General features: G+C 61.3%; 12 protein-coding genes. 4 read left to right on the top strand and 8 right to left on the bottom strand.

The features are described 5' to 3' along the window. Positions 1 to 50: 50 nt before the first annotated feature. The 8 genes from ACQ4WR_RS21435 to ACQ4WR_RS21470 form a co-directional block, all read right to left on the bottom strand. Positions 51 to 995 carry a Tim44 domain-containing protein gene (locus ACQ4WR_RS21435; protein WP_436489805.1) on the bottom strand — a complete coding sequence of 315 codons (945 nt, stop codon included), beginning with the start codon at positions 993 to 995 and terminating at the stop codon, positions 51 to 53. A gap of 31 nt (positions 996 to 1,026) precedes the next feature. Next, on the bottom strand, positions 1,027 to 1,761 hold the full coding sequence (gene ubiE, locus ACQ4WR_RS21440) for a bifunctional demethylmenaquinone methyltransferase/2-methoxy-6-polyprenyl-1,4-benzoquinol methylase UbiE (RefSeq protein WP_034753359.1): 735 nt from the start codon (positions 1,759 to 1,761) through the stop codon (positions 1,027 to 1,029). Positions 1,762 to 1,790: 29 nt separating this feature from the next. Next, a complete protein-coding gene (locus ACQ4WR_RS21445) occupies positions 1,791 to 3,032 on the bottom strand; it encodes an RNA polymerase sigma factor (RefSeq protein WP_436489808.1) in 1,242 nt (413 codons plus the stop codon). Positions 3,033 to 3,034: 2 nt separating this feature from the next. Continuing rightward, positions 3,035 to 3,379, bottom strand: a complete 345-nt coding sequence (locus ACQ4WR_RS21450) for a YciI family protein (RefSeq protein WP_436489810.1) — start codon at positions 3,377 to 3,379, stop codon at positions 3,035 to 3,037. Positions 3,380 to 3,476: 97 nt separating this feature from the next. Continuing rightward, complete coding sequence (locus tag ACQ4WR_RS21455; RefSeq protein WP_436489812.1) at positions 3,477 to 3,926, bottom strand: gamma-butyrobetaine hydroxylase family protein; 450 nt, start codon at positions 3,924 to 3,926, stop codon at positions 3,477 to 3,479. 9 nt (positions 3,927 to 3,935) lie between these two features. After that, the gene (locus ACQ4WR_RS21460) at positions 3,936 to 4,385 is read right to left on the bottom strand and encodes an HIT family protein (protein WP_436489814.1); all 450 of its coding nucleotides are present in this window, start codon (positions 4,383 to 4,385) and stop codon (positions 3,936 to 3,938) included. Then, positions 4,385 to 8,425 (bottom strand): DUF3683 domain-containing protein, encoded by a 4,041-nt coding sequence (locus ACQ4WR_RS21465; RefSeq protein WP_436489816.1) that lies wholly within the window; start codon positions 8,423 to 8,425, stop codon positions 4,385 to 4,387. The genes ACQ4WR_RS21460 and ACQ4WR_RS21465 overlap by 1 nt, the downstream gene beginning before the upstream one ends. 268 nt (positions 8,426 to 8,693) lie before the next feature. Further along, positions 8,694 to 9,185: a YqaA family protein gene (locus tag ACQ4WR_RS21470; protein ID WP_102294525.1), complete on the bottom strand. Its 492-nt coding sequence runs from the start codon at positions 9,183 to 9,185 to the stop codon at positions 8,694 to 8,696. A gap of 200 nt (positions 9,186 to 9,385) precedes the next feature. Between ACQ4WR_RS21470 and ilvA the strand changes: the two genes are divergently transcribed. From ilvA to hprK, 4 genes are all read left to right on the top strand, one after another. Continuing rightward, on the top strand, positions 9,386 to 10,921 hold the full coding sequence (gene ilvA / locus ACQ4WR_RS21475) for a threonine ammonia-lyase, biosynthetic (protein ID WP_102294524.1): 1,536 nt from the start codon (positions 9,386 to 9,388) through the stop codon (positions 10,919 to 10,921). Positions 10,922 to 11,144: 223 nt separating this feature from the next. Then, the gene (gene queF, locus ACQ4WR_RS21480) at positions 11,145 to 11,987 is read left to right on the top strand and encodes an NADPH-dependent 7-cyano-7-deazaguanine reductase QueF (protein WP_436489819.1); all 843 of its coding nucleotides are present in this window, start codon (positions 11,145 to 11,147) and stop codon (positions 11,985 to 11,987) included. Between the two features lie 343 nt (positions 11,988 to 12,330). After that, complete coding sequence (locus tag ACQ4WR_RS21485) at positions 12,331 to 12,813, top strand: PTS sugar transporter subunit IIA (RefSeq protein ID WP_071079718.1); 483 nt, start codon at positions 12,331 to 12,333, stop codon at positions 12,811 to 12,813. A 36-nt stretch (positions 12,814 to 12,849) separates the two neighbouring features. After that, positions 12,850 to 13,785, top strand: coding sequence for an HPr(Ser) kinase/phosphatase (gene hprK / locus ACQ4WR_RS21490; protein WP_034753337.1), 936 nt, complete (start codon positions 12,850 to 12,852; stop codon positions 13,783 to 13,785). Positions 13,786 to 13,875 lie beyond the last annotated feature (90 nt).

Here is a 13,875-nt window from a genome sequence, read left to right on the forward strand (position 1 = left end):
CACCACGAATTGACCATGGGCTTAAGCCGCCATTCAGGAAGTAGTTATCATTAACCCAATTGTTGAATGCCTGCCAATACCCAGCCGCTATTGCCGTTGACGGGTTTCGACATATTCCACACTTCGGCAAACGGTTCGGCCGCGGCACCGGGCGCCGAACGGATCAGGCCCGTGAATTTCACGCTGGCCAGATAATCGTTGACGCTTGTTTCAATACCCAGCAATTCGGCGTCGATGCTGACGACATCCGTAAAGTCAGCCTGCGCGCCCCGCTCCTGGATCTGCATGCGCAGTTCCGCAAACACTTCCGGCGAGGTAAATTCGCGGATGTCGTTGACGTCAGCCTTGTCCCAGGCCGCTTGCAGGCGAATGAAATTGCTTTTCGCATGGCGCAGGAACGCTTCCTTGTCGAAGTCGCCTGGCACGCCCCAAGGCGCGGCAGCCGGTGCCGCCTTGTCCAGGCCTACGCCGGACGAGACTGGCTGCAGCGGCGGCAGCGGTGGAATGCGCGAGCCGATATCCGGCGTGTTGCCTGCTGGCGCAGGCTGGTTGCCGCCAAAGCCGGCGAACGGCGCGTTGCCATTGCTGTTGCCGGCGCGCTTGCCACGCACCATGCGATAGATGAAGAAAGCCGCGCCTGCCAGCAAGGCCACCATCAGCAGGGTGCTGATCATGCTGGCCAGGGCGCCGCCCAGGCCAAAGTGCGACAGCAAGGCGCCCAGGCCCAGGCCCAGCAGTGCGCCGCCCAGCAAGCCCTTCCAGCGGCTAGGCGCCTTGGCGGCCGGTGCCGGTGCGGGAGCAGGCGCCGGTTGCGCCTGGCGTGGCGCGGCAGCCGGTGCAGGCGTCGGTGCCGGCGCTGGCGCCTGGCGACCTACGTTTTGCGACTGGCGGCCAAACGAACGGCCACCGCCCATGGGACGGGCCAGCGCCTCGCCCAGCATGGATACCGTGGTCGCGGCCAGCATCATGCCGACCATAAATTTCTTCAATTTCATTCCATCTCCTAAAAACACCAACGTTGATGCATTACATCTTGATACCGGTGTGCAAAGCGGCAATGCCTGCCGTCAGATTGTAGTACTGCACGCGCTCCAGGCCCGCCGTTTCCATCATGGTTTTCAGCGTTTCCTGGTCCGGATGCATGCGGATCGATTCTGCCAGGTAGCGATAGCTTTCCGCGTCGCCGGCGATCTTCTGTCCGAACCACGGCAGGACCGAGAACGAATACAGGTCGTACGGTTTTTGCAGGGGAGCCGCCACCTTGGAAAACTCCAGCACCAGCAGCTTGCCGCCCGGTTTCAGCACGCGGCGCATTTCCGCCAGCGCCACATCCTTGTGCGTCATGTTGCGCAGGCCAAAGGCCACGCTGACGCGGTCAAAATAGTTATCGGGGAATGGCAGTTTCTCCGCATCACACAACAAGGTGGGGGTGAGCAAGCCGCGATTCAAGAGGCGGTCGCGGCCCACGCGCAACATCGATTCATTGATATCGGTCAGCCAGACTTCGCCAGTCGGGCCCGCCTGCTTGGCGAAGGCCTTCGACAGGTCGCCCGTGCCGCCGGCGATGTCGAGCACCTTGAAGCCGGGGCGCACGCCCGCATTGGCAATCGTAAACGTCTTCCACAGACGGTGCAGCCCGCCCGACATCAAGTCGTTCATCACGTCGTATTTGGCAGCGACGGAATGGAACACCTTGGCGACTTCGCGCACTTTGTCGTCTTCTGCAACTGTTTTGTATCCGAAATGGGTCGTATTGGTCATGGTAGGCAGTCTGTTTGAACTTGGGTGCATTATACAAGCGGCAGGCGCATTTCCCCCTGACGCCGGAGAAGGTATTGCCTTTCCACCGTATTCACCGCCAGGGATGCCGCCTGCGCATAGGCCGCCAGCGCCCCGGCGCGGTCGCCCTGGCGGCGCAGCAAGTCGGCGCGGGCCGCATGCAGATAATGCGAGCTGGCCAGGCCGGGCAGCGCTTCCAGGCGCGCCAGCCACGCCAGGCCATGTTGCGCGCCATGCGCCATGGCGCAGGCGATCACGGCGTTGAGCAGTATCAGCGGTTCCGGCTTGTGCCGCAGCAAGGCGCCATACAGCAGGTGAATCTGGTGCCAGTCCGTCTCCCCGGCCGTGGCCGCCCTGGCGTGCAAGGCGGCAATTGCCGCTTGCAACTGGTATGGCCCCGGCGTCCGTGCGGCCAGTGCCTGCTCCAGCACGGCCAGCCCTTCGGCGATCAGCTCGCCTTGCCAGCGGCTGCGGTCCTGCTCTTCCAGAGTCAGCAACTGGCCGTCCGGCGACAGCCGTGCCGCGCCGCGCGAGGCTTGCAGCAACAGCAAGGCCAGCAGCCCCTGCACTTCCGGCTGGCGCGGCAGCAGGCTGTCGAGCAGCCGCGCCAGGCGCAAGGCTTCCGCGCACAGGTCGGCGCGCAGCAAGGCATCGCCTGCGCTGGCGCAATAGCCCTCGCTGAAGACCAGGTAAATCACCTGCTGCACCTGCGCCAGGCGCTGCGGCCAGGCTTGCTGCTCTGGCAACGCAAACGGGATGCCAGCCTCGCTGATCTTGCGCTTGACGCGCAGTACGCGCTGTGACAGGGCCGCTTCCGCCACGCCAAAGGCGCGCGCGATCTCGGCAGTGGACAAGCCGCACAGAGTGCGCAGGGCCAGCGCCACCTGGGCGTCGGGCGCCAGGGCGGGATGGCAGCAGATGAACAGCAGGCGCAAACGGTCATCCTCGATGGGCTGCGCATCCAGGGCAGGCTCGGCCGGCAAGCGGGACATAATGGCATCAGCATCCGGCACGCTCTTGCCTGCGCGGCGCACGTGGTCGAGTGCCGCATGGCGCGCCACCGATGTCAGCCAGGCGGCGGGATTGGATGGAATACCCGTCTGCGGCCACAGCTCCAGTGCCTTGCGGCACGCTTCCTGCAGCACGTCTTCCGCCAGGCCCAGGTCGCCGAAACGCCGCATCAGGCCCGCCAGCACCCTGCCCCGCTCCTGGCGAAAGACGTGCTCGACGGTCGCAATGGCGTCGCCGGCCATGCTCAAGCCGTGACGGGCCGCACCTCGATGGTGCCCAGGTTAGCCGCCGGGCAACGTCCAGCCCAGGCCAGCGCCTCGTCGAGGTTGGCGCAGGCTAGCAGGTAATAGCCGCCCAGCTGCTCCTTGGTTTCCGCGAACGGTCCATCCGTGACGACGGGCTTGCCATTTTGCACGCGCACGCAAGTGGCGCTGGCCACGGGCGCCAGTTCGGCGCCGCCGCGCAGCACACCGGCCGCGTCCAGCGCCTGCGTGTAGCTGGCAAAGTCGGCCATCAGGCTGGCCATCTGCCCTTCCGCCATGCTTTCATAGCGGGATTCATCGGCGTAGATCAGGATCAGGTATTCCATAGTCTCTTCTCCAAAAGAAAAATGCCCGCAAGCGCGGGCATTCATACGACGAATGGGACAGCGGTTATCCGACAGATTACCGCATTATTTTTTCAGCTTAATGCTTGTGGCCGCAGCTAGGCCCATGCACGTGGCCGGAAGACTGCTTGACCGTCATGTCGGCCTTGGCATCGCGGCCGCTGTCGCCCGGGTAGCCGGCTGCCGTCAGCTGGTCCAGGTAGGCTTGCCACAGTGTCGCTTTTTCCGCGCCCAGCTTGTACAGGTAGGCCCAGGTGTACAGGCCGGAATTGTGGCCGTCGCTGAAGGTGGGCTGCACGGCATAGTTGCCGACCGGCTCGATGCCCGTGATGCCGACCAGGCGTTTGCCTAGTTGCAAGGTTTCCTGGCCCTTGCCATGGCCTTGCACTTCAGCCGACGGCGAATACACGCGCAGGTATTCGAATGGCAGCGCAAACTCGCTGCCATCGTCGAAGGCCACGTCGAGCACGCGCGACTGGTTGTGCACGGTCAAGCCGGTGGGTTGCGGTGTTGCTGTTTTTTCAGTCATGACGATACTTTATGCAGATAAACGTTGAATGATGGCGTCGCGCAAGGCCGGCAGCAGGGCGCGGCGCGCGGCCAGCACGGCGGGCGCCGTTTCGCGCTGCACCACGGCCCAGCTTGGGCTGGGGAAATGCGCATCGTCGCGGTAGCGGGGAATCACGTGCCAGTGTACGTGCGGCGTCATGTTGCCGAAACTGGCCACGTTGACCTTTTCCGGCTGCATCACTTCGCGCACGGCCAGCTCGACTTGCCACACGACTTCCATGACGTAGTTGCGCTCGCCTGGCGTCAAATCCGTCATTTCCTTGACGTGCTTGTTCCAGATCACGCGGCAAAAACCCGGATACGCTGGGTCATCCACGGCCACCACGGACAGGCGGTCGCTGCGCCACAGCAAGGTCTCCAGACCCTGCTGGCTGGCGTAACCGTCCAGCAAGCTGCACAGATCGCAAGGCGTGGACATCAGACAAGCACCCGTTCGATACCGCCGTCATTGGCGCGCTTTACGTAATCCGGCATCCAGTTCTCTCCCAGCAAGTGTTTGGCGATCTCGACAACGATGTAATCGGCCGTCGTGCCCGAATCGTCATTGTAGCGCGACAGGCCTTGCAGGCACGATGGGCAGCTGGTGAGGATTTTCACGTCGCCCGTAAAGCCGTCGCCGCGCAGCTTGTCGGCGCCCTTGACCATCTCTTCTTCCTTGCGGAAACGCACTTGCGTGGAAATGTCCGGGCGCGTGACGGCCAGGGAACCGGATTCGCCGCAGCAACGGTCATTCTTCTCGATCTTCACGTTATCCACCGTGCTGATCAGAGAATTGATGGTCTTGCCAGACTCCTGCAGCTTCATCGGATTGTGGCATGGCTCGTGGTACATATAGCGCGTGCCGTTGACGCCTTCCAGCTTGACGTTTTTCTCCAGCAGATACTCATGGATATCCATGATGCGGCAGCCAGGGAAAATCTTTTCAAACTGGTACGTTGCCAGCTGGTCGTAGCAGGTGCCGCACGACACGAGCACCGTCTTGATGTCCAGGTAATTGAGCGTATTGGCCATGCGGTGGAACAGGACGCGGTTGTCCGTCATCATCTTCTCGGCCTTGTCGAATTCGCCCGCACCGCGTTGCGGATAACCGCAGCACAGGTAGCCCGGCGGCAAGACCGTCTGCACGCCCACTTCCCACAGCATCGCTTGCGTGGCCAGACCCACTTGCGAGAACAAACGCTCCGAACCGCAACCGGGGAAGTAGAACACGGCTTCCGTATCGGCCGTCGTCGTCTTCGGATTGCGGATGATCGGAATCACCTTGTCGTCTTCGATGTCGAGCAGCGCGCGCGCCGATTTCTTCGGCAGGTTGCCCGGCATCTTCTTGTTGATGAAATGGATCACCTGCGCCTTGACGGGCGGCTTGCCTGTCGATGGCGGCGGTGCCTTGGTCTGCTTCTTGGCAAATTTCTTCAGCAAGTCGTGACCCAGGCGCTGGGCCTTGTAGCCCCAGCCGATCATGACCTGGCGCGTGGCGTTGATGGTCACGGGATCGGTGGCGTTGAGGAACATCATCGTTGCCTTGGTACCCGGATTAAAGCTCTTCTTGTCCATCTTGCGCAGCAAGTTGCGCATGTTCATCGACACGTCGCCAAAGTCGATATTCACCGGGCAAGGCGTGACGCATTTATGGCACACGGTGCAATGGTCGGCCACGTCCTCGAACTCTTCCCAATGCTTGATGGAAATACCGCGGCGCGTCTGCTCTTCGTACAGGAAGGCTTCGATCAGGGACGAGGTCGCCAGGATTTTATCGCGTGGCGAATACAGCAAATTCGCGCGTGGCACGTGGGTCGAGCACACGGGCTTGCACTTACCGCAACGCAAGCAATCCTTGACGCTGTCGGCGATGGCGCCGATATCGCTTTGCTGCATGATCAGGGACTCATGGCCCATCAGGCCGAACGATGGCGTGTAGGCATTGCGCAAGTCCGCGCCCATGCCCGGCAGGTTCAGCAATTTACCCTTGTTGAAGCGGCCTTCCGGATCGATGCGCTGCTTGTAGCTGCGGAAGTCGCCAATCTCTTCTTCCGTCAAAAATTCCAGCTTGGTGATGCCGATGCCGTGCTCGCCGGAAATGACGCCATTCAGCGAACGGGCCAGAATCATGATGCGCCCCACGGCTTCGTGGGCGTCCTGCAGCATTTCGTAATTGTCCGAATTGACGGGCAAATTGGTGTGCACGTTGCCGTCGCCCGCGTGCATGTGCAGGGCCACGAAAACGCGCGAACGCAGGATGCGCGCATGGATGGCCGTCGCCTCGTCAAGGATCAGCTTGAAGGCGGCGCCATTGAAGATCTGGCGCAGCTGGGCGCGGATCTCCTGCTTCCAGGTAATGCGTACCGTGCGGTCCTGCACCACGTCGAACAATGTCGCGTTCGGCTGCGTTTCCAGGCGCGCATCGAAGACGGGCAGCAAGCGCTCCATGCCCAGTTCGGCCAGTTCGTGCTTGGCGTCCGCCAGCGGACGGTCGAGCTGGGCCAGCAGATAGGTCCAGCGGGCCGTGACTTGCGCCAGCAGCTGTTGCGCCTGCTCGGCGCGGTCGCCCAGCATTTCCGCATCGTCGACCCGGTCGTCCGACGCATCGTCGCTCTTGCCGATAGGCAAATTGCCCTTGGAAAAAAACTCGCTCAGGGCCTCGGCCAGCTGCAGCTTGTTCTTGATCGACAGCTCGATATTGATGCGTTCGATGCCATCCGTGTATTCACCCATGCGGTTGAGCGGGATCACCACGTCTTCGTTGATCTTGAACGCGTTCGTGTGCTTGGCGATCGCCGCCGTGCGGGCACGATCTAACCAGAATTTCTTGCGCGCTTCCGGACTGACGGCCACAAAGCCTTCGCCCACGCGGGTGTTGGCGATGCGCACCACTTCCGACGCCGCTTGCGCGACGGCATTTTCATCGTCGCCGACGATATCGCCAAACAGGGCCATTTTCGGCAGCACGCCCCGTTTCGACTTGGTGGCATAGCCGACTGCGCGCAGGTAGCGCTCGTCCAGATGCTCGAGACCCGCCAGGCGCAGGGTCGTGTATTGCTCGCCTTTCGCCGGCAAGCCATCGAGGTAATCCTTGATTTCCACGATCGATGGAATCGCGTCGCGTGCCTGGCCGAAGAATTCTAGGCAGACGGTACGGGCGAACTTCGGCATCTTGTGCAAAATCCAGCGCGCCGACGTGATCAGGCCGTCGCAGCCTTCTTTCTGGATGCCCGGCAGGCCGGCGAGGAATTTGTCGGTGACGTCCTTGCCCAGACCTTCCTTGCGGAACTTGCGGCCAGGAATTTCCAGGATTTCCGTCTTGAACGGCGCGTTCGGCTTGGTCGCGTCGCGCGTGCTCGGGTGACGCCATTCCAGCTGGAAACGTGCCAGTGCGATATCGTGGATCTTGCCCAGGTTATGGTCGAGGCGCGTGACGTCGAGCCAGTCGCCGTTCGGGTCGACCATGCGCCACGAGGCCAGGTTGTCCAGCGCCGTGCCCCACAGCACGGCTTTCTTGCCGCCCGCGTTCATGGCCACGTTGCCGCCGATACACGAGGCATGCGCGGACGTCGGGTCGACGGCAAACACGAAACCGGCCTTTTCCGCCGCTTCCGAGACTTTATTCGTGATCACGCCGGCGCCCGAATTGATCGTCGCGTACTCGTGCGTGAGGCCCGGCAAGACCGTCATTTCCACGGCGCCCAGGGTGATGAGTTTTTCCGTGTTGATGACGGCCGACATCGGCGTCAATGGAATCGCGCCGCCCGTGTAGCCGGTACCGCCGCCGCGCGGGATGATGGTCAGCCCCAGCTCGATACAACCTTTCACCAGGCCGGCCATTTCCTCTTCCGTGTCGGGCGTGAGCACGACGAACGGGTATTCCACGCGCCAGTCGGTGGCATCCGTCACGTGCGACACGCGCGTCATGCCGTCGAAGCGCACATTGTGTTTTTCCGTGTAGCGGCCCAGCACCTTGACCGTGCGCTTGCGCAAGTCGTAGGTCTTGCGGAATTCGTTGCCAAAGTCGGCCACGGCCTGGCTGGCAGCTTTTAACAGCAGTTCAACGTTATGGCTGCGCGCCTGCGCCACTTCCGGCGCTTCACCGGCAGCGAGCGCGTCGCCGCCGGCCGCATCGATGGACAGGCGGCGCTTGTCGACTTCGGCCAGGCGGTGATGCAAGGCATCGATCAAGCCCTGGCGGCGCTTGGGATTGTCGAGCAAGTCGTCCTGCAGATACGGATTGCGGCGCACGACCCAGATGTCGCCCAGCACTTCGTACAGCATGCGGGCGGAACGGCCCGTCTGACGGGCACCGCGCAGCTCGTCGAGCAGGCGCCAGGAGTCCTCTCCCAACAGGCGTATGACGATCTCGCGATCGGAAAACGACGTGTAGTTATACGGGATTTCGCGCAGGCGGCTTGCTGCGGGACCATTCGGCGTTTCTGCCAGTAAAGCTTGGATATGTGCGGGAGCGTTCATGAGTGTGGTGACGATGTGGACTGGACCCTAAAGACCCATTTTATCTTATTGCGCCGCACCATGCGGGAACAGCCTTATGCCGCCCAAGGTTTAAGCGGGGTCAGCTCAACCATAGCAAATATGGCAAACGCACATTTTCCATGAATAAAAAATCAGCTTGCCTGTCTTTTTCGCGAAAAAATGCCAAGGATCGGACTGACCTGCAAACTATCAGCCTGCCCAAAAATGGGGCAAATGCACGTTGCGGCGCGCACGATTTTGTCGCCGCTCAGCCCAGCATCTGGCCAATCCGGTGCCACACGCCATCGGGCACATACAGCAGCAAAGCCGTCATGGTCAGATAGCGCGCGCACTTGCCGATGGCCATGTAGGCAACGCTGGGCCAGAACGGCAGCTTGAGCCAGCCAGCCAGGGTGCACAGGGGATCGCCCACGAGCGGCAGCCAGGCCAGCAGCATGGTCTTGGCGCCATAACGGGCCAGCCAGCGGAACCAGCGCGTGTCGCGTTCCTTGGCGAACGCCTGCTTGGCACGGTAGCCCATCCAGTAGTCGACGATACCGCCCAGGGTATTGCCCATAGTAGCGACGAAAATGGCGGCCCAGAACAGGGACGGGTTGGCCTTGATGACGGCAAACACGGCCGGCTCCGAGCCCAGCGGTAATAGGGTGGCGGAAATAAAGCTGATCAGAAAGACCGATGTCAGCCCGACTTCCGGCGCTGCGATCAGTTGCAGCAACCAGGCGATTGCAGATTCGATCATTGAACACTTCGCGATGCGGTAAGGCTCTCCATTATAATGAAGAGCAGCTTGGGCGCCGCACAAACCGCGCCTGCCGGCAAGGGCGCACCCGCCCGCAGTTCCACAGAGCATAATTATCGCCTGGCTATCCGCCGCGGCGCAGCCGAGATCGACCGACACGCTCCAGACCTTTCTGGCCCAGAATCACTTGCTTGCAGACTATGAACATCGACTACCTCAAGAAAATCCTGACCGCCCGCGTCTATGACGTTGCTTCCGAAACGCCGCTGGAACTGGCCCCTGCCCTGTCGCAGCGCCTGAACAACCAGATTTACTTCAAGCGCGAAGACGTGCAAAGCGTGTTCAGCTTCAAGATTCGCGGCGCCTACAACAAGATGGCACAGCTCAGCGATGCGGAACGCAAGCGCGGCGTGATTTGCGCCTCGGCCGGCAACCATGCCCAGGGCGTGGCCCTGTCGGCCGCCCGCATGGGCTGCCGCGCCGTCATCGTCATGCCCACCACCACGCCGCCCGTCAAGATCGACGCCGTCAAGGCGCGCGGCGGCGTGCAGGTGGAAATCGTCCTGCACGGCGAGTCCTACACGGATGCCTACAACCATGCGCTGACCCTGGAAAAAGAACAGAAGCTGACCTTCGTGCACCCGTTCGACGATCCGGACGTGATCGCCGGCCAGGGCACGATCGGCATGGAAATCCTGCGCCAGCATTCCGGCCCCATCCACGCTATCTTCGTGGCCATCGGCGGCGGCGGCCTGATCGCCGGCGTAGCCGCCTACGTGAAACAGATACGCCCCGACATCAAGATCATCGGCGTGCAAACGGTCGACTCGGACGCCATGGCGCGCTCGCTGAAAGCGGGCGAACGGGTCACCTTGCCCGACGTGGGCCTGTTTTCCGACGGCACGGCCGTGCGCCTGGTGGGCGAGGAAACCTTCCGCCTGGCGCAGCAGTATGTGGATGAAGTCATCATCGTCGACACGGACGCCATCTGCGCCGCCATCAAGGATGTGTTTACCGATACCCGCTCCATCCTGGAACCGGCCGGCGCACTGGCCATCGCCGGCGCCAAGGCCTATGTGGAACGGGCCAGCCTGAGCAAGCACCCTGTCATCAACCAGACTCTGGTGACGATTGCCTGCGGCGCCAACATGAATTTCGACCGTTTGCGCTTTGTCGCCGAGCGTGCCGAACTGGGCGAATTTCGCGAAGCCGTGTTCGCCGTCACCATGCGCGAACAGCGGGGCAGCTTCAAGCGCTTCTGCTCGCTCATCGGCGCACGCAACGTCACGGAATTCAACTACCGCATCAGCGATGAAAAAGCCGCGCACGTGTTTGTCGGCATTCAAATTGCCGACCGGCATGAGTCAAGCGTGCTGGCGAAAACGTTTGAGGAACACGAGTTCCGCACCCTGGACCTGACCCACGACGAGCTGGCCAAGTCGCACATCCGCCACCTGGTCGGTGGCAAGAGCCGGCTGGCGCAGGACGAACTGCTGTACCGCTTTGAATTCCCCGAACGCCCCGGTGCGCTGATGCGCTTCCTCGACAGCATGGCGCCGAACTGGAATATTTCACTGTGCCATTACCGCAGCCAGGGCGGCGACGTGGGCCGCATCCTGATCGGCCTGCAGGTACCGCCCGATGAAATGGGAGAATTCGCCCGCTTCCTCGATACACTCGGGTATCGTTACTGGGATGAAAGCAGCAATCCTGTCTACAAACTGTTCCTCGGTTAAATGGAATACACCTAACCAAACCTACTGCGCGTCGGTATAGGTAGCCTGCGATGCTCACCGTACTAAAGTACGGTTGCGCTTCTCGACCACCTCTCCCTTCCGCTCGCTACGGTTTTGTTAGGTGTTGAAATTGCTCGGACCAGACTGATTGCTTTGCGCCAGTGCTTACCGTCCGAGTAAATAGGCTACCATGCGTGCTTGACTGAATTCACGCCACACGACCATGACCACCACCAACGACCTCGCCGAACAATCCCCGCTGGGCAAAAGCTCCGCCTACCGCAGCGATTACGCGCCGGAACTGCTGTTCCTGATTCCCCGCCAGGGCAAGCGCGACGAGCTGGAATTGCGCGGCACCCTGCCCTTCTTCGGCCTCGACATCTGGAATGCCTACGAACTGTCGTGGCTGAATCAGCGCGGCAAGCCGCAGGTGGCCATCGCCAAGGTCAGCGCGCCGGCCGATTCGCCCAACATCATCGAATCGAAATCGTTCAAGCTGTACCTGAACTCCTTCAACCAGACCAAACTGGACAGCCCTGAAGCGCTGCTGGCCTTGCTCAAACAGGACTTGTCCAACGGTTTCGGCGCGCCCGTGCAGGTGGAACTGACCTTGCAGGAAGACTTCGGCAAGCTGAAAATGGGCGAGTTCGACGGCGTGCTGCTCGATCGCCTGGACCTGGAAATCACGCAATACACGCCTTCGCCCCTGCTGCTCAAGGCGGCCTTGGACGAAGCTCCCGTGGAAGAAAAACTCGTCTCGCACTTGCTGAAATCGAATTGCCTGGTGACGGGCCAGCCGGACTGGGGCAGCGTGCAGATCGAGTATGCGGGACCGCAGATCGACCAGGAAAGCCTGCTGCGCTACCTGATCGGTTTCCGTGAACACAATGAATTCCACGAGCAGTGCGTCGAGCGCATCTTTGTCGACATCTTGCGCCAGTGCAAGCCACAAAAACTGTCCGTGTATGCGCGCTATACGCGCCGTGGCGGCCTCGATATCAATCCCTGGCGCAGCAACTTCAGCACGGGCAGCATGCCGGGCAATCTGCGCAACGCGCGCCAGTAAGCACCAGGGCAACAGCGGGCGGCGCGTTGAAAATGCCAACAGGAATGTTGACTGTGTTTTAAAACAACGTTGCCGTCATGCTTTACGGCATCATCAAAGCGCTGAAAAGTCGGAAAATCCGCATTCGGCGACGGAAAAAGCGGTGCGTCCCGCGTTTTTAATCAGGAAATAGCCGATATCCGCTGGTGTTATTTTTTTGTTAAAATGAAGGCAACAAGGGCCGTAGCGCCCACTGCGCCCGCAGCGGGCGTATACTGTTGAGAATTGGCGTTACAGGCCGCTGAAACAGGCCTATAATTCGGCTCGCAAGCCCTCTGCGCATTGCACCATTTCATTGAGTGTCATGACTAATCTTAGCAAAATACTATCCCTCGAAAACGTCCTCCTGGACCTGGAAGTCTCCAGCAAAAAGCGCGCTTTCGAGCAAGCCGGCCTGATCTTCGAAAACAATTACGGCATCGCCCGCTCCACCGTGTCGGACAATCTGTTTGCCCGCGAGCGCCTGGGTTCGACGGGTCTGGGCCACGGCGTGGCCGTGCCGCACGGCAGGGTCAAGGGCAGCAAAACCCTGAAAGCGCCGCTGGGCGCCTTCGTCCGTCTGGCCGAGCCGATTCCGTTCGAGTCGCCCGATGGCAAACCCGTCAATCTGCTGTTTTTCCTGCTGATTCCCGATCATGTCACCCAGCAACATCTGGAAATCCTCTCGGAAATCGCCGAAATGTTTTCCGATGACGCCTTCCGTACGGCGCTGGCCACGGATCCGGAACCGAAATCCGTGCATTCGCGCATCGTCAATTGGCAACCTAGTCTTCAAGCGGCGGGTTAAACTTCAGGTATTCCTCCACTCCTGAAGAAGACTGCCATGTTGCAAACGCCGCTGACGATACAACGCCTGTACGACGACAATCGTGAAAGTCTGCAACTGGGCTGGTTCGCCGGCTTCCCCGGCGGCGAGCGCCTGATCTCGGGCGACGTCTCGTCGGCCGCCGACCAGGTAGGCCACTTGAACCTCATCCATCCGGGCCGCATCCAGGTCTTTGGCCACCAGGAAATCAATTACTACCAGCGCCTGAAGGTCAATACGCGCACCCACGTGATCGGCGAGCTGATCGCCGGCGGCCCGCCCGCGCTGATCATCGCGCAAGGGCTGGAAACGCCGCCCGACATTCTCGCCATTTGCGACGAGCAAAACATTCCCCTGTTCTCCACGCCGCTGCCGGCCGCGCAAGTGATCGACTTCCTGCGCGTCTACCTGTCGAAAAAACTGGCGCAGCGCATCATCATGCACGGCGTCTTCATGGACGTGCTGGGCGTGGGCGTGCTGATCACGGGCGACTCGGGCCTGGGCAAAAGCGAGCTGGGGCTGGAGCTGATCTCGCGCAGCCACGGCCTGGTGGCCGATGACGCCGTCGAGTTCTCGCGCATCGCCCCCAACATGATCGAAGGACGCTGCCCGCCCCTGCTGCAAAACCTGCTGGAAGTGCGGGGACTGGGTTTGCTCGACATCAAGGCCATCTTTGGCGAAACGGCCGTGCGCCGCAAGATGCGCTTGAAACTGATCGTCCACCTGGTGCGCCGCAATGCGCTGGAAGAAGAAGTCGAGCGCCTGCCCTTCCTGTTCCCCACGGAAGACGTGCTCGGTTTGCCCGTGCGCAAGGTCGTCATCCCCGTCGCCGCCGGCCGCAACATCGCCGTGCTGCTGGAAGCGGCCGTACGCAATACCATTTTGCAACTGCGCGGCATCGATACCTTGCAGGAGTTCATGGAGCGGCAACGACTCGCCATGAGTGGCGATTAATGTTGCCAAGGAGTTCGCCCTTGCAAGGGCGAACCGTTACGCAGGCACGCAGCAGTGCTGCGTGAATTCCCTGCTGCACCAACGACTCGC

Origin of the sequence: Janthinobacterium amylolyticum (genome assembly GCF_051380655.1) — a bacterium.
Classification (GTDB): Bacteria; Pseudomonadota; Gammaproteobacteria; order Burkholderiales; family Burkholderiaceae_D; genus Janthinobacterium.